This window comes from Martinezella rhizogenes (genome assembly GCF_000799715.1).
GTDB classification, from domain to species: domain Bacteria; phylum Pseudomonadota; class Alphaproteobacteria; order Rhizobiales; family Rhizobiaceae; genus Rhizobium; species Rhizobium rhizogenes_C.
On sequence record NZ_JUHG01000005.1, the window covers coordinates 19,136 to 34,044 of the forward strand.

Annotated in this window: 15 protein-coding genes and 1 pseudogene; 7 read left to right on the forward strand and 9 right to left on the reverse strand. The window is 58.3% G+C overall.

The features are described 5' to 3' along the window. Positions 1 to 87 precede the first annotated feature (87 nt). From EX00_RS03345 to EX00_RS03370, 6 genes are read left to right on the forward strand one after another with little or no spacing between them, the layout of a single operon-like run. Positions 88 to 870, forward strand: a complete 783-nt coding sequence (locus EX00_RS03345; RefSeq protein ID WP_234708962.1) for an IclR family transcriptional regulator — start codon at positions 88 to 90, stop codon at positions 868 to 870. After that, positions 860 to 2,050, forward strand: a complete 1,191-nt coding sequence (locus EX00_RS03350; protein WP_047454153.1) for a M24 family metallopeptidase — start codon at positions 860 to 862, stop codon at positions 2,048 to 2,050. The genes EX00_RS03345 and EX00_RS03350 overlap by 11 nt, the downstream gene beginning before the upstream one ends. Positions 2,051 to 2,100: 50 nt before the next feature. Then, positions 2,101 to 3,321: a threonine synthase gene (locus EX00_RS03355; protein WP_052210660.1), complete on the forward strand. Its 1,221-nt coding sequence runs from the start codon at positions 2,101 to 2,103 to the stop codon at positions 3,319 to 3,321. 44 nt (positions 3,322 to 3,365) lie between these two features. Next, on the forward strand, positions 3,366 to 4,328 hold the full coding sequence (locus EX00_RS03360; RefSeq protein ID WP_047454154.1) for a Bug family tripartite tricarboxylate transporter substrate binding protein: 963 nt from the start codon (positions 3,366 to 3,368) through the stop codon (positions 4,326 to 4,328). Next, positions 4,325 to 4,759 (forward strand): tripartite tricarboxylate transporter TctB family protein, encoded by a 435-nt coding sequence (locus EX00_RS03365; protein ID WP_052210661.1) that lies wholly within the window; start codon positions 4,325 to 4,327, stop codon positions 4,757 to 4,759. Before EX00_RS03360 ends, EX00_RS03365 begins: the two co-directional genes overlap by 4 nt. A gap of 5 nt (positions 4,760 to 4,764) precedes the next feature. Further along, on the forward strand, positions 4,765 to 6,288 hold the full coding sequence (locus tag EX00_RS03370) for a tripartite tricarboxylate transporter permease (protein WP_047454158.1): 1,524 nt from the start codon (positions 4,765 to 4,767) through the stop codon (positions 6,286 to 6,288). Here EX00_RS03370 and EX00_RS03375 read toward each other — a convergent pair. The 6 genes and pseudogenes from EX00_RS03375 to EX00_RS03395 form a co-directional block, all read right to left on the reverse strand. Further along, positions 6,274 to 7,251, reverse strand: a complete 978-nt coding sequence (locus EX00_RS03375) for a PLP-dependent cysteine synthase family protein (protein WP_234708963.1) — start codon at positions 7,249 to 7,251, stop codon at positions 6,274 to 6,276. The two genes, EX00_RS03370 and EX00_RS03375, sit on opposite strands and share 15 nt — an antisense overlap. A 50-nt stretch (positions 7,252 to 7,301) precedes the next feature. After that, on the reverse strand, positions 7,302 to 8,240 hold the full coding sequence (locus EX00_RS03380) for a GHMP family kinase ATP-binding protein (protein WP_052210663.1): 939 nt from the start codon (positions 8,238 to 8,240) through the stop codon (positions 7,302 to 7,304). Between the two features lie 276 nt (positions 8,241 to 8,516). After that, positions 8,517 to 9,767: a type II toxin-antitoxin system HipA family toxin gene (locus EX00_RS03385; protein WP_047454160.1), complete on the reverse strand. Its 1,251-nt coding sequence runs from the start codon at positions 9,765 to 9,767 to the stop codon at positions 8,517 to 8,519. After that, positions 9,760 to 10,095: a helix-turn-helix domain-containing protein gene (locus EX00_RS03390; protein WP_034482584.1), complete on the reverse strand. Its 336-nt coding sequence runs from the start codon at positions 10,093 to 10,095 to the stop codon at positions 9,760 to 9,762. Before EX00_RS03390 ends, EX00_RS03385 begins: the two co-directional genes overlap by 8 nt. 147 nt (positions 10,096 to 10,242) lie before the next feature. Then, a pseudogene (locus EX00_RS31905) lies at positions 10,243 to 10,482 on the reverse strand (aconitase X); the annotation flags it as partial. 82 nt (positions 10,483 to 10,564) lie between these two features. Continuing rightward, positions 10,565 to 10,936 carry a hypothetical protein gene (locus tag EX00_RS03395; protein WP_141684407.1) on the reverse strand — a complete coding sequence of 124 codons (372 nt, stop codon included), beginning with the start codon at positions 10,934 to 10,936 and terminating at the stop codon, positions 10,565 to 10,567. Positions 10,937 to 11,242: 306 nt separating this feature from the next. On the opposite strand from EX00_RS03395, the gene EX00_RS03400 reads away from it, so the two are divergent. Continuing rightward, positions 11,243 to 11,539, forward strand: coding sequence for a transcriptional repressor TraM (locus tag EX00_RS03400; RefSeq protein WP_047454167.1), 297 nt, complete (start codon positions 11,243 to 11,245; stop codon positions 11,537 to 11,539). A 16-nt stretch (positions 11,540 to 11,555) separates the two neighbouring features. Here EX00_RS03400 and EX00_RS03405 read toward each other — a convergent pair whose 3' ends face one another. The 3 genes from EX00_RS03405 to EX00_RS03415 all read right to left on the reverse strand — a co-directional run bounded on the left by EX00_RS03405 (position 11,556) and on the right by EX00_RS03415 (position 14,310). After that, positions 11,556 to 12,239 carry an autoinducer binding domain-containing protein gene (locus EX00_RS03405; protein ID WP_047454169.1) on the reverse strand — a complete coding sequence of 228 codons (684 nt, stop codon included), beginning with the start codon at positions 12,237 to 12,239 and terminating at the stop codon, positions 11,556 to 11,558. A 525-nt stretch (positions 12,240 to 12,764) separates the two neighbouring features. Further along, entirely contained in the window at positions 12,765 to 13,421 is a 657-nt protein-coding gene (locus tag EX00_RS30715) for a hypothetical protein (RefSeq protein ID WP_155294014.1), read from the reverse strand. After that, positions 13,411 to 14,310, reverse strand: coding sequence for a DNA-processing protein DprA (locus EX00_RS03415; protein ID WP_047454174.1), 900 nt, complete (start codon positions 14,308 to 14,310; stop codon positions 13,411 to 13,413). The genes EX00_RS30715 and EX00_RS03415 overlap by 11 nt, the downstream gene beginning before the upstream one ends. Between the last annotated feature and the right edge of the window lie 599 nt (positions 14,311 to 14,909).

Below are 14,909 nucleotides of genomic sequence, written 5' to 3' on the forward strand. Positions count from 1 at the left end.
GTGTTGACAGACACCTTCATTTTCTGCGTTAATCCGATTATTGGAACAGTGTGCGCAGATTAGGGACACCATAAAATGGAAGGTAGCTTGTCACTCGAGCGTGGCCTCACAATCCTTGAACTTCTCAGCAAAGCTGACGAACCGCTCGGAGTACGCGAGATCGCAAGGCGGATTGCCCTCAGCTCGTCGGGCGTTCAACGGCTCGTCAACACGCTCGCCGAGAAGGGCCTTGTCGAGCAGACGGGTCAGGCCCGGCGATACCAGATCGGACACGGGATCCTCAATCTGGCCCGCAAGATGCTCCAGCAGGATCGGCTTGTCGCTTTGGCTGAAGTAGAACTGCAGCGCCTCGCTGCAAGCGACATGAACGCTTTCTTGGGCATGAGGCGGGGCAACCGGGCCGTCTATCTCTCCACTGTCCAAAGTAGTGGCCCGCTGGTGATCCGCGCGATACCGGGAGAACCGATGCTGCTACATTCGACGGCGCTCGGCAAAGCCTTGATGCTTGATTGGACGCCCGAACAGATCGTAGCACTCGACGCTAGCGAGCCATTCGTCAGTCGTACGCCAAGAACAATCACCGACCCGGAGAAACTCGCGCAACAGCTGAGCCACTCGCGTGATCTTGGCTACACCACCTCGCTCAACGAGAACCTCCCTGGCGTCTATTCGATCGGTGCGCCTATCCGTGATGCCACCGGCACAATAGTGGCGGCGATCAGCGTCGCCTTTGCTCGCGCCGCCAAGCCGCGATTGTCCATTCCGGAGGTCGGCCAGTGGGTCATCGCAGCGGCAAAGTCCGTCGAAACAAGCCAGGGGGTCTCCTCCACACCGTCTGAAAGTGCCAAGGAGAAACGCAATGTTGCTTAACCGCCCGCGCCTGAAGGCGCACATGATGTCCCTCGATCTCGACGCCGTTGTTGCAACGTCAGCCGAGAACGTGACCTATCTCAGCGGCTTCTGGGCACTCCCGCAATGGATCAGGCCAGGCCCGCAAACCTATGTGGTATGGCCGGCCTCCGAGCCCCGTGGGAAATCGACGGTCATTACCAGCACTGCGACCTTGGATCTCGTCGCCGATCAAGTCGTGCACGTGGCCAATATCAGGCGTTATGGCGCATTTTCCGTCGAAACCGGCACGCTTGCTCTCGATACGGTCAGCGCGCGCCACCGCGAGCTGCACCAACTGACGGATGACGTCAGTCCGATCAATGCATTGATTGCCGAGATTGAGGCGCTCGGTATGACGCGATCTCGTATTGGCGTCGATGAGAGCGGCCTCCTTCCCGGCTACCTCGATCAGATTCGCGCCCAACTGCCCCACATCGACTGGGTGCCCGCGGCTGAGATGTTGAGGTCTGTCAGGGCGGTCAAGACTGTCGACGAAATCGCCAATTTGCGGCGCGTGGCCGAAATAGCCGAAAACGCCGTTAACTCTGCTCTCGAGCACGCGCGCGCCGGCATAAGCGAAGTCGAAATGGCACGGATGTTTCACTCAAGTACCGTGCTCGACGATGCGACACCGGTCCTTGGTTGCATCGGCTTTGGCGAACGGTCAGCGCTGATGAATGTCCAACCGTCCGAACGAAAGCTTCGGGCCGGCGACGTCATTCGCTTCGACGTCGGTGGCCGCTACAAACACTATAGGGCTGATATTGCTCGCATCGCGAGCTGCGGAGAACCAGATAAGGCCGTGCGCGATCAGTATCGGGCCCTCTTGGCCGGCGTCGAGCACGCCGCCTCCGTCGTAAAGCCAGGCATGCCGGCATCCCGGGTTTTTCAGGATGTCATGTCCGTGGTCAGGCTTGCCGGCCTTCCTCACTACAAGCGCAATCATGTCGGTCACGGGATCGGGATGGACGGGTATGACCTCCCTATCCTGTCGGCTGCGAGCACCGACATTATCGAGGAGGGAATGGTGCTCTGCATCGAGACGCCCTACTACGAGATTGGTCGCTGGGGACTTCAGGTCGAAGATATGTTCGTGGTTCGCGCGGCCGGCCTCGAGCGGCTCACCGACGCCGGCCAGATGAGGACCATCGAGCCGTGAGTGTCGCAACGAACCTTCAATATCGTTGTCTGCGATGCGAATGCATCCGTATGGGTACGCTCGAGATCGATTCTCGGGGCTGCACCGTTTGCCGTCGGCAAGCACCGGCGAATTTCCGCGCTCAATTCGACCGTGAATGGGAGGTCGAAAACGCCGGCATTGCGGATGTTGCAGCCAATGTGCCGTCACTATGGCGCTATGCCGGGATGCTTCCCGTCGCGGCCGAAATGTCTATCTCGCTTGGCGAGGGCTTGACGCCGCTAAGGCGGGCGACAGTGATTGGCGCACAACTCGGCATCGAGGATCTGTTCATCAAGGACGAGAGTAGGAATCCAACCTGGTCACACAAGGACCGGTTTTCTACCCTTGCCGTTTCCTATGCGCGCTTGAGCGGTGCCCGGATCGTCGCCACGGCCTCGTCGGGCAATGCTGGTGCGTCGCTTGCTGCCTACGCGGCAAAAGCGGGGTTGCGTTGCGTCGTTGCGACCTTCGCAGGAGCGGCGGGGCCGATGGTGGCGCAGATCGAGAAATATGGCGCCGAGATCGTTGCTTTTTCGCAGAAATCGGATCGCTGGACATTTCTATCACAGGGAGCAGCCCGCCATGGATGGGCGGTCATGTCGCCATTCCGGGCTCCGGTTGTCGGTAGCCACCCGATTGGGATCGAAGGCTATAAGACGATTGCCTATGAGATCGTCGAACAGATGGACAACGACGTGCCCGACTGGTGTGTCCTGCCGGTTTGCTATGGCGATGCCCTGAGTGGAATTTGGCTTGGTTTTAAGGAGCTGCGTGAGCTTGGGGTGATAAAGCGCCTGCCGCGGCTTGCTGCTGCCGAAATCTATGGTTCGCTGTCGACGGCTCTCCAAGGTGATGGGGATCGTGTTCCCGATGTCGTGCGCTCCTTCAGCACTCTGGCCTCTTCGATAGGCGCCCCCCAAAGCAGCTTTCAGGCCCTGACCGCGCTGAGGGAATCCGGTGGCATTGCGTGTCCCGTCGACAATGATGGTCTTGTCGATCTTCAAACACGGCTTGCGCGGTCGGAAGGGATCTATGCGGAGCTTTCATCCGTGACGCCGCTGATGGCGATTTCCCAGTTGCGACACTCGGGCGTCCTGTCGCCGCAAGACAAAGTTGTCGCGGTCGTCACGGCCTCTGGTCTCAAGGACACGGACATCTCGCACGGGAATGGCCAGCCACCCGTATCTTTCAATTCTCCCGCAGAGGCTTGGTTGAGCCTAGGCGCGGGAACTCCGCCGGGCAAAGAATAGGGCCCGGCCCCGACCAGATTGTTCAAAACAAAAAGGGGAACTCCATGAACAGGCGCTCATTCCTGATTTCATCCGCTATCGCTATGGCCGGATGTGCGAAACCGCTATGGGCAAATCAAGGTCCGCCGCCGACCCACAACGCAACGATCGTCGTAGGTTTCTCAGCCGGAGGGGCCGGCGATCTGGCAGGCCGCGTTGCCGCCGAATATGCCAAGCAATCCGAGGGCTTTCCGGTCGGTGTCGAATTCCGGCCGGGCGCCGGCGGAACCATTGCCACCGACCAGATCCGCCGCGCGGTGCCGGATGGAACGACGTTGTCACTGTTTTCGGCAAGCCCGTTGGTCGTAGCGCCGCATCTTCAAAAGCTGCCCTACGATCCGCTGAGGGATTTTACCTATATCGCGACCTTCGTGAATATTTCGATCCCGATGTTCGTCACGAGCCAAAGCCCTCACAAGAGCTGGACGGAGCTCATCACCTTTGCGAGGGCCAATCCCGGCAAATTGCGATGGGCAACGGCTGCCCCGCGCGGGCTTGCGCATATATCGACGCAAGCCGCGTTCCGCCAGGAGGACGTCCAGGCAGCCTTCGTGCCGTTTTCGGGAGGAGCGGATGCTATCACGGCCCTGCTTGGTGGTCATATCGATGCTGTCGTTGCCTCTGACTACGCCTCGCATCTGCAATCGGGAAAGATCCGGCTGCTGGTTGAAACCGGATCCGAGCCAATTGCCAACTATCCTGATGTGCCGACCTTCAAGCAGCTCGGTTATCCGCTCGCACTTTCAAGCGGATATGGCCTGTTTGGACCGGCGGATCTTCCAAAAGCCGTGGTTTCCTGGTGGGAGGATGAGCTTAGGGCGATGACCGAGAGCCCACTCTATCAGACATTCCTGACATCGCTCGGAGGGCAGCGTGGTTTCCGGGGGCACGAGCAGTTCACCGCCACCGTCACTGAAAACTACCGTATCATCGGCGAGCAGGTCGACCTTCTGGGGTTGCGGCCATGACCGCGTCGCGCCTTGGGGCGCTTTTCCTCGCAATCATCGCCATTGCGGCCGTGCTCATGGCATTACAGATGGGAGTCTGGAGCGCCGGTACACCCAAACCGGGTCTGTTCCCGCTCCTTTCCTCCATTCTTCTGTTTGCAATGACGGTGACCGGTGTCCTAGTCCGAAGCGCTAGCGAAGAGGAAGGTGCGCCGCCAGTTCAGCACTTGCGGATGGTGAAATATTGCGCCGTCATTATCGGTTTCTTGATGGCGATCGAGATCGTCGGCACGGCAATTGCCGCTGCATTTTTTCTCTTTGTGGTCCTTAAAGGTATTGAAGACGTCTCGTGGAAGCGGGCGACTTCCGTCGCGCTGGGCGTTGCGGTCGTCACCGTCGGACTATTCGAACAATTCCTTGGCGTACCGCTGCCAACAGGCCTGTGGGGTTGATGACAATGGATGCTTTGACAAACCTGTTTTATGGATTTGCGGTTGCAATCGAACCATGGAATCTTTGCATTGCCTTGATTGGCGTCGTCGTTGGCACCGCGGTGGGCGTTCTGCCCGGGTTGGGGCCGACAGCGACCGTCAGCCTGCTTTTGCCTATTTCCGTCAGTTTGAACCAGACAAGCGCAATCATCCTGCTCGCGGCTATCTATTACGGCGCCATGTATGGTGGATCAATAACCTCGATCCTCATCAGGGTTCCGGGCGAGGCTGCGAGTGCGGTTACCTCGCTTGACGGCTACGCAATGACGAAACAGGGCCGCGCCGGCGTCGCCTTGGGTATTTCCGCCTTTGGCAGCTTTATTGCGGGACTGGTGGCAACTTTCGGCATCGTCTTCCTCGGGCCGTCTTTCGCGGACAAGGCGCTCGCCTTCGGACCGATCGAAAAGACCGGTCTGGTCCTCTTCGGCCTGACCCTTGCGGCAAGTGTCGGCAGCGGCTCCAGGGTCAGGGCGTGGGCAATGGTCGGACTTGGATTGCTGCTTTCGACCGTCGGCGTCGACCTCATGTCCGGCGAAGAGCGATTTACCTTCGGCAGCGTCAACATGCGGGATGGCATCGACATCGCCGTCCTTGCCATGGGATTGTTCGGCGTCAGCGAGGTTCTGTCTGCCGCCGAACGCAAAGAGCCGGCGGATGCGACACCTATCCCATCATACGGCTTGCGGGATCTGCTGCCTGGCCGCGCAGATTGGAAAGCGTCTGGCTGGCCGATCGCCCGCGGCACGACACTCGGTTTCCTCCTGGGCCTGCTGCCAGGTGGAGGCGCGCTCATCTCGAGTTTTGCAAGCTATGTGATGGAAAAGAAGCTGGCACGCAATCCGGAACGCTTTGGCCGCGGCGCCATCGAGGGTGTCGCCGGTCCGGAAAGCGCCAACAATGCCGCTGCCCAGGCGAGTTTTGTGCCTCTCCTATGCCTTGGCATTCCTCCGAACGCGGTGATCGGGGTGATCATGGGTGCGCTCCTCATGCAGGGCGTGACCCCCGGTCCGGAGCTCATCGTCCAGCACCCGGATCTGTTCTGGGGTGTCATCGCAAGCATGCTGATCGGCAATGCGATGCTACTCATCCTCAATATCCCGCTGGTTCGGTTCTTCGTGATGCTGCTACGCGTGCCGCAAGCCTATATGACGCCGTGCATCATGCTGTTTTGCACGATTGGCGCCTTCAGCATCAACAACAGCATGTTCGATGTCGGCGTGATGATTGCCTCCGGTTTCGGCGCATATGCACTTCGCAAGGCCGGCTTCGACCTTGCGCCATTGCTACTTGCGTTTCTGCTGGGCTCGTTGCTGGAGCAGAATGTGGAACAGAGCCTGATCATTGCGACGGGAGATTACACAGCATTTCTGCGAAGTCCGATCAGTCTTGGCTTTCTGATCATGGCCGCCGCCGCGGTGCTGTTTCCGATATTCGCAAGCGTTGCGCGTGGCATAGGAAGAAGAGCCGCCGCCCAATCAGTGCAGCAATGACGGGTCTGTCAAGGATCGCCTCTGCCAGGCCATTCTCAACCATTCGGCTTCAGATCCCGACCTGACAACATCAATTGTCTTCGGCTTGCCGGCGATCGCCGCCGGCAAGCCGAAGGCGATAGCGCTTTCATTTCCATAGACGGTATCGACATAGCGATGTCCTTCGTCTGGCAGGATAACAACTGTGTTTAGGCTGCGGTCCTGAGCTGCTGCCCATTGTGCCACCAAGACCGCCGCGCCGCTTGTTGGCCCCATATAGAGTCCGTAGCGCCGATAGAGCGAGCGCGTCGACGTCCAGGCATGCGCTGCGCCGACCCAATGAACCTCGTCGATGAGATTGTGATCCAGATTGGCGGGCAGAATGCTGTTGCCGAGTCCACGTAGAAGCCGACGCCCGACCTTCTGGCCGAACAGCGCGCTTCCATGGGTATCGACCGCAACAATCTTGACGTTGGGAAATGCAAGTCGCAAAAGACTTCCCGTGCCGGACAAGGAACCCCCGGATCCCACGCAGCCGACCAGGCAATCGATCCGGCCGTAGGTGCGCACCAGCGTTTCTGCAACGCCGCCATATGAAAGTGCGTTGCCCGGATTGTCGTATTGATTGGGCCAAAATGCCTTTGGGTCAGCCGAAAGGATTTCCTGAAGTTTGGTCAGCCGCTCCTTCTGACCGCCTGTTCCCTCCGGGTCAGGGACAACGGTAAGATCGGCGCCGAGGAATTCCAAACGTCGTTTGAAGGTATCGTCGATCAGGCTCGATGCCGTAACGAGCCGTAGCCTATATTCGCGAATGGCCGCCAGCATCGCCAGAGCCAGCCCGAATGTTCCCGATGTCGTCTCGACGATCGTTCCGCCGGGCGTCAGCAATCCGTCGTCTTCCGCGCGGTCCAGCATGTAGCGTGCCGGGATGAGTTTCATCAGAGAAAAACAGGCGGCGTGCAGATTGCTCTGAAGTGACACCATCCTCGGTGCCTCGCAAGACAGCAGCATGGAACGTGTTGCGCGACTGGCCATCACACGACCGGACCTCCGGCATTGACATGAAAGCACTGTGTCCCTTCGAGGCCAAGGCCGGTCAATGCCGCAGCCGCAGAGGCGGATTTGACGCGGACGTCCGTGCGGGATGCATCGAAGAGAATTCCGACAAGACTGCCGCTATGCGCAACCTGAATTCCGTCCGCATCGAACCGTTCGGCAATAGCCCTGATCTTCTCGTAATCGGGCTTGGGAAGGTGACGTTGGCTCATTTCCGCGCTCATCCGCGCCACATGACAAAGCTTTCTCGCATCGTTGTGGCGAATAGCGGCAACAGCGAGCGCTCGAAGGACGGAGAATTCTTCAATTTCCCGATTTGAGTAGCGCGCAGGTGGAAGATCATCCGTGTTGATCGGTCCACTTCGCGATTGCCCTCCGACAACGATCATCCGCGGAAAGTCGCCGGGCATGAATTCGACGATCGTTCCCTCCCGATGGGCAAACAGAACCGGTTGAGATCCGTAGGCGATTGCATCGCTTGCTCCCTCGGCCTCGACGGCAAGCTTGCACACGGTTGCGCGCGTCAGACAACGGGAGGCCGAACGGGCAGTCGCTTTAATCGTGGCGACGACATCCGCGGTCGATGAGCCGTAACCATGGCCGACCGGAATAGTACTTTCGATCGTCAACTCTCCTCCGACGCCCGCAAGCTCAAGATGATCGAGCGTAAGTGCTGCTGCGCGCGCGGCCTTCTTCAACGCTGAAGGTCTGACCGTGATCCTTGAAGAGTGAGACGGCCAGAATGTCGCCCGTGATTTCAGATCAGAGTAGGGAAGGGTGATCAGGCCGCGGCGCAGCCCCCCTCCTCCAATCCTGAAAACGCCTTGAAGAAGTTCGCCGTGGTGGGCAATCGCACTTGCCTGGCCGATCATCATCCCTTCCGGCACGCTGTCAAAGATCTTCTGGTGTTGCGGCATCAGCTACTCCATCGGATGCGGGTTCAGCCGTAGCATGGCGCGCTTTGAAAGCTGTGTAACTCCTGAATTCTCTTTAGAAATCAGCAGGAAAATAGGCATTCGCAGGCGAAGTTGTCTCCAGCGCTGTGACGTCACGCTCTGTCTCGTTGCTGCGTGCGGATCAACGCTGCTGGGACGATCCGTGCGTGTCGCGTTAGCGACCTATCCTGTATGAACCACCCGCCATATGCAGCACCCGCGCCGGGCTTACGGGATCGAAGCTATTGGGAAAGGCCTTCAGGACAGCCTCAGCGCCCGCTTTAGATCGTCATGCTCGAACGCGCTGGCCATACGGTTGATCTCGGCGGACCGGGCGCCGAGCGCCTTGGCGGTGTCGCGCCAGGTCGCTGTGACAGTCGCGACCTCCCTGATGATGGCGCGTGCTTGGGGCAGCGTGAGCCCGAAAAACTCTGACGCGGCCTCCAGCAGATCGACCGAACAGGTGCCCTCGTCCAGGTCGATGTTCGTCGTGAGCACGCGCGCTTTGAGATCGGTTGGCACGGGGTTGAGGTCGTAGGCAGGGGAGAGCGACCATCCGGTCTTTCCCAGCCAGAGGAAACCGTGGTTGCGGAGGTGGTCGTCGACATTCGAGATCAGGACGTTGAAGACGACACGTCGATAGAGGGCGTGGGCGTCGGTCTTCCCCTGGGCGCCATGCTGCACCAGAGCGTCAACGATCTCCGGGTAACTGCCGCGCTCGCCGTCCCTGGCTCCCATCATCGCCATGGCCGAGAGGAAAGGAATTCGAACGGGACCGGCACGATCGAAACGCCGCGACAGCAACACCGCCTTGCCCGCAACCTCAATCAGCTCATGGTACGGCGTCGCGATGCCGGCGCGCTCGGCCAGCCTCAACGCGATCTCCTCCCAGGTCTCCATACTATAGTCGTCGGTCTCCTTCGGAAACTTGGCGATTGACAGGTGTCCGTGCTGATCGATGACCGACGCCTTTGGCCGTGCGCCGCCGAGTGACGATCCCGGTGCAAAGATAAGCTGGAGATCCTCGTCGGTTTCTTCGTCCCGGAGGATCCGTTCGGTAATCTGGAGCAGGCGGCCGAGTTCGATCAGGGCGGGAACACCGGCGCGGATCGGCGCCTGGAATGCTTCATCGCCGACCCAGCGGAATCGTAGCGCGCCAAGACGCGTCTCGTCGGCGACGCCGAGCAGATAGTCGCTCTCCGCAAGAGTGCGAACGGCGCGCCCCTCGCGCGCAGCAAGGCGCCGTTCGGCGCGTTGCATCAGGCGACGACCCCAGGTGTCGGGCGCGGAGTCACCGACGGAGCCGAAAGTGGCCTGTCCCGAAGGAGGCGCGAAGGCACCTCGGGTCAGTGTCAGAGCTGGCTCAAGAGAGAAGCGTTCGGGGTCGGCGAACCATCCGGCGGCATATTCGAAGAGCACGGTTTCTGCGCCTCGGACCCGGTTGCTTCTCGCTAGCCCCACTGGCCGCGTGCGGCCATCCAGCTCGATATGAACTTCGAAATCAGCCATCGTTGGACGATCCCGCCGCTCGTTTGAGGTGGATGTGTTTAGGCAAGTCGGCACTTGCCAATGCCTGGCCGACGCTGTCATTGCCGATATCGGCGACCTGGCTCAGGCCCTCAAGCAGGCCGAGCGCCTGAAGCACGGCGGCGTAGATGCCGATGCTGACATTTGTGTCGCCGGCTTCTATTTTTTGCAGGGTCGAGCGCGAGGTAAAGGCGCGCTCCGCCACAACCGCCATCGGTAGCCGCCGCCGCCGCCGTGCGTCATGGATGTCGGCGCCAAGCTTGCGCAGGGCGCGGCGGACGGCGGCGGGAGGGTGGTGTGGAGTGGGCATTTTGTCATCTTTGCGCTACGTATTATGGAAATATGTAGCACGAAGATTACAGGAATGCCAGTCCTCTGGGTGGCGATGCTGAGGCCCTCTCCGGGCGTCGCATCCAACGAGGCTTTTCCTTGCCACATCTGCCCTCGCACGCAGCAGTTATGCAAGCGGCCAAACTGCCGAGATAAAAGCGCCGCTTCGTGAGGCCTGGACCATAATGCGCGGCGCGTATTTGCCAGAGTTCGTCGTTACCGTTCTCGCAGTCGAGGGGATTACGGGATCGGTGATCATGCGCCAGCATCTGTCAGTGACGAATTGGACACCGAAGCGCTCAAGCTCGGCAACTAATCCGACCTCCAGGGCCATGGCGCGTGTCGATCGTCCGCAGGTGACCACGACAGCGACACCCGGGTGCTAGGTTTGTCCCGCGCACCCAGACGCTAATTTTTGGAGTTCGGCGAAGGAAAAGCTTATCGCTCGATCAAGCAGCGTGTGCCGGTGCGACAAGCGCGGCCTCCAGATCGAGATTGCGTTCACCCGTTGTCCGCTTCACATTGAAGTAGACATCTTCAAGCGTTTGATACCGGATACCGTGCGCATCGGCGAACTCGATAACAAGTGTCGGTCTAACATCCGTGAAATAAGTCGCGACATGGACCAACCAATTCCGCAGGTTGCCCGATGCAAGCACCTGCGCAAGCTCTTCTGCAGAAATTGACCGCTTGTAGGGAGCGTTCACCGTCCCAAGCACAAGCGCATCGACAGCCGAACGGCTGCGATGAGTTGAAGATGGGGAGATGTGCAGGTCGTCGTTCATGCCAGTGAAGATACGACATTCCGTCGCCAATGTCATCCAATGCGGCTGGTGCCTTATGCTATTTGAGCGGACGGTTCCGCCGCTTAGGACGATCTAACGGACGCGGTCAACCTTCAGGCCCATCAGTAGACGCCCTTGCTCGCTCCCAAAAGAGTTGGGTGCCAGAGGCTGTTCACGTCTATTCGTGTGATGATGCGGACTATTCGCCTTGATCGCGGGGTATCGTTCAACCATTGTATATGCGTAATAGGTGATCCGGCGCTTTTTAGAGTTTTAGCCAGGCGCGTCGTCCTTGCGATGTTCAGGAGGGCCAAGGTCACTTGAATTGGGGGAGTAATCGACATGTCGGAATATGGCAACAGCCGGAGCCTGGAGCCGATTGTGGGTTTGGTTGAGACGCTATCGGCAAGCCATAAGGAACATCTCGCCCGGCAAGCGATCGCGCTTCACCGGCATTTGCGGGCCGTGGCCGAGGAAAAATACTCCGTTTGGCAGGATCAGACAGCGAGGGCCGAGAATTGCCCGGAGCGGGAGTTGGCCCACTTGGACTATGTAGGGGCCATGATCGGATTGCACGCCCAGCAAACGGTGGTGTCCTCACTCGTTAGCGTTCTGGGGTTTGTCCCGGACGCGGAGTGACGACCGCAACACTTGCTCAAATCAGCTTGAGCGTCATGGCAAGGGTGATCGCTTTGCGCAGAGAGAAGACATTCAGCTTGGATTTGGCTTCAGCGAGATGAAAGCGGACCGTGCTGTATTTCATGCCCTCGATCTTGCTGATCTCGCGCATCGTCTTTCCCTCCGCTGCCCACTTCAGGCACATGATCTCCTGCGGTTTGAATTTGCTGTTAACCGGCGTGAAAATCGGGGCGGATTCGACACGATGAAATCTGGCGTGAATGAGTGTGGCGGCATTGGCGGCGAGGATCGGATCGATCTGGCGGTCAAGCGTTGCAGCGTCGGAATCGGCCGCAAGCGTTATCATCGCCAGGCGTCCAAATCCTACTCTGACCGGGATGGATATCCCGGCCCTGATCTCGAATTCGGCCGCTTCCGCATAGAACCTTCGATGCTCTGGGGCAGCCGTTCTGGGTACGCTGCTGGCAGACCAGATAAAGGCCTGCCTCTTGCGTTTGGCCGTTTCAAGAATCGGATCGATAAGAGAATAGGCTTTTTCGATATATCTCTTCTGCCATCCGCTCTGAGCATTCGATATCAAGACAGGTGGGGATTTCAGGTTGAGGTAGCTGAAGCTGCTGAAACCGCTTTCTCTCGTAAGCCGTACAAGTTGGGTTTTCAGATCCTGGCTGCTCGTGGCAACGACCGAGGCATCGACCATCTTGTGGAACCACTCATTCAAACCTTTTCATCCTTTCGCCGAATTGGAAGCGCGCCCGCTCCTGCATGCTGCGCGCAAGGAGCCGGACAACGAAATGTCGACCACGAGTGCTGACAAAGCACGGAAGTAGTCATTCACCCCAGCGGCGAGAAATTGGAAGCCTGCTGAGGCGGCTCCACTTTTGTAAGCTGGTCTTTTTCTCCTGAATATCCTCAGATTCATGGAGAAAGCCGATAACGCCGGCTTCGATGCAAAATTTCTGCTTGGGTAAAACGCTTGTCAGCCCGCGGAATTTCTAGCATGCCGATCTGATCCCGGCTCGCCCGCCCGACGATCCTCGAAAAGGGGTTCCTGAAGCTTTACCAGGTTCTCTTTCTGACCATCGACGTGCCACGCTCGGAGATGTTTTTGACCTCGACCTGAAGGACCGCACAAGTCCGGTGTTTCCAGACCGCGTCGATGAGATTACTGGCGATGAATTCGCTGGGCTGGTCGGCAGGTAGGTGGTGGACCCAGCCGGGAGTACTATTGGGAACTATCCGGGCCGATATTATTCGCCGGCGGAAAGACGCGCCGAGCGATAAAAAATCCAACGATCGGGATGTCGGGAAACTTTCGCCGAAGCAGAATGAGACAGGCCCGATAGTGCACCCCCGCCGTGAGGACGTCGTCAAACAGCCCTATTTGTCTCGGTGCCGGATTTAGAAGGCCCTCATTGAGACTGTAAGCTTCCAGCAAGTCTTCTACTGATGGCCGTTCGCCCGGAACCGCCTCGTGGGCAGCGTTCATTGACTGCCCGAGTACTATCAGTTCTCGAATGTCGAGGGGTGGGGCGGGCCGGATGCCCTGAATGATTCTTGTCATCCGGTTATCGTAGTCGGGATGGTTCGCTGCTTTTGAACCAGGGATAGGCACAAGCGTCGCATCCGCAAGCCAATTTGGATTGATCGCGCCGCGAAAGAAATTTGAACTCTCGTTTATGACCCGGTCTTTGTGATACAGCTCGCCCGCACTGGCTTGACTGGGCTTCTTCTTCAAATTGGAAATCAGATCATTCCCAGGCCCGAACGTATAGTTCCGACCCGAGGTATATTCCCTCCAAAAGTAGACCTCGTCGTCAAACGTGAGTTTGGTGTGCTGATCGATCAGTGTCGCGTCAAGGCGAGTAAGCTTACTGCTCAAGCGCGCTCCATATGTCGGCAGGAGTCTTGATCCTGATCGCGCCAAGCTGCTCAAACCGAGCCGGCCAGGTAATGTCGGATCTCCGGAAACAGGATTCCAGAATGAACAGTTTGCGCCCTTGATGAAGAGCTGCCCTGGCCTGTATCAAGGTGCCGGACGTATCACTAGCTTCGACAATGACGGTCGCCTCCGTCAGCGCGCTCATTGTCACATTTCGTTCTGGGAAGAATAACCGGTTTTGGGGAACTGCCTGGCGAGCATATCTCAGGACCGGGACCTGAGATATGAGCAGATAGTCCTTCGCAATTTGGTTCTGCAGATCGATGTTGGCCTTCGGATAGTAGACGCCCAATGGTGTGCCGATGACCGCAATCGTTTGTCCGCCGGCCTCGATCGCTGCGGTGTGCGCTGCAGTGTCTATCCCCTCGGCAAGGCCAGAAACAACCGTGATCCCTTTGCTGACCATCAATGCCGACAGCCGCTTTGCGATTGCGATCCCTTCTGGTGATGCTTTTCGACTGCCGACGATCGCAACACTCCGGGTCTCAACCAGTTCCCATGCTCCCTGGTAGTAGAGCACCTCCACAGGATATTTTGCATCCCGCAGTTTTTGCGGATAATCGCCAGCGTGATTTACCCTGACGCCAAATCTCTTGATCCCGGCCTTTTCGAAGTGCGCTAAGACCTTGCTCGCGGCATCGCGGGCCAGATCCGGGCGAACAAAATCGGAAGGGAGAGCCGTTGGGTCAGAGCGAAAGCGATCGGCAATGGTTTTAAACGTGGCTCGATCTTCCAGCCACAACGCCTCATAAGCCCCCATTTCGCGACCCGGAAAAATCGGAGCGACCGCAGGCCCGTCGTCATGTCGAGAAATCATAAGTGCGGTCATAGAATCCTCCTGATCCGGCTCTCAGGACCAACGTTTTAAGCTCAGGCTCGCAATCCTGAGCACCGACGTGTGCGAACATCAAAGCGCGCCGACCTAATGATAGCTACTGCGCGGAAGACACACTCACATCTATCCACAACATTGCGCAGACATTGGGTTACGCAAGGTCTGATTGCTTATGTTCTCTGTATGTTCCGATTTTCGTGATGTCAACGACTTAGTTCGCCGTCGTTTCAAGAGGCCGAAAATGTGGAACACGCACTTCTTTGCTCTAGGCGATGCGAACCGCAAGGAAGCAGGAATCTGACCGAACACACAGTGTCGAGTGCGCGCGCCAAACATGTCTTGCTATAATCCCCCTGCCCTAAGTCGGTTTTTTGAAACGGACGCCGACACCGCCGCCATTCGCTGGGATGAATTCTATCCCGGCTTCTTCGAGGACGGCACGTAGGTGGTCTACCGTGGATTGCTTTAGTTCTGCGCCACTTTCAAAGCGAACAACGGTGTTGGTAGACACTTTTGCCAGGTGTGCGAGTTCTGCTATTTTTAATCCAAGGGCTGTGCGCGCCATTCGGCACTGAACTGGTAGCATCCAAAAA

What these genes read in the sequence shown, in the direction of transcription:
- EX00_RS03350 (WP_047454153.1), top strand. Translation starts at nt 860, where the DNA reads ATGTTGCTTAACCGCCCGCGCCTGAAGGCGCACATGATGTCCCTCGAT.
- EX00_RS03355 (WP_052210660.1), top strand. Translation starts at nt 2,101, where the DNA reads ATGGGTACGCTCGAGATCGATTCTCGGGGCTGCACCGTTTGCCGTCGG.
- EX00_RS03360 (WP_047454154.1), top strand. Translation starts at nt 3,366, where the DNA reads ATGAACAGGCGCTCATTCCTGATTTCATCCGCTATCGCTATGGCCGGA.
- EX00_RS03365 (WP_052210661.1), top strand. Translation starts at nt 4,325, where the DNA reads ATGACCGCGTCGCGCCTTGGGGCGCTTTTCCTCGCAATCATCGCCATT.
- EX00_RS03370 (WP_047454158.1), top strand. Translation starts at nt 4,765, where the DNA reads ATGGATGCTTTGACAAACCTGTTTTATGGATTTGCGGTTGCAATCGAA.
- EX00_RS03375 (WP_234708963.1), bottom strand. Translation starts at nt 7,251, where the DNA reads ATGGTGTCACTTCAGAGCAATCTGCACGCCGCCTGTTTTTCTCTGATG.
- EX00_RS03380 (WP_052210663.1), bottom strand. Translation starts at nt 8,240, where the DNA reads ATGCCGCAACACCAGAAGATCTTTGACAGCGTGCCGGAAGGGATGATG.
- EX00_RS03385 (WP_047454160.1), bottom strand. Translation starts at nt 9,767, where the DNA reads ATGGCTGATTTCGAAGTTCATATCGAGCTGGATGGCCGCACGCGGCCA.
- EX00_RS03390 (WP_034482584.1), bottom strand. Translation starts at nt 10,095, where the DNA reads ATGCCCACTCCACACCACCCTCCCGCCGCCGTCCGCCGCGCCCTGCGC.
- EX00_RS03395 (WP_141684407.1), bottom strand. Translation starts at nt 10,936, where the DNA reads ATGACATTGGCGACGGAATGTCGTATCTTCACTGGCATGAACGACGAC.
- EX00_RS03400 (WP_047454167.1), top strand. Translation starts at nt 11,243, where the DNA reads ATGTCGGAATATGGCAACAGCCGGAGCCTGGAGCCGATTGTGGGTTTG.
- EX00_RS03405 (WP_047454169.1), bottom strand. Translation starts at nt 12,239, where the DNA reads ATGGTCGATGCCTCGGTCGTTGCCACGAGCAGCCAGGATCTGAAAACC.
- EX00_RS03415 (WP_047454174.1), bottom strand. Translation starts at nt 14,310, where the DNA reads ATGACCGCACTTATGATTTCTCGACATGACGACGGGCCTGCGGTCGCT.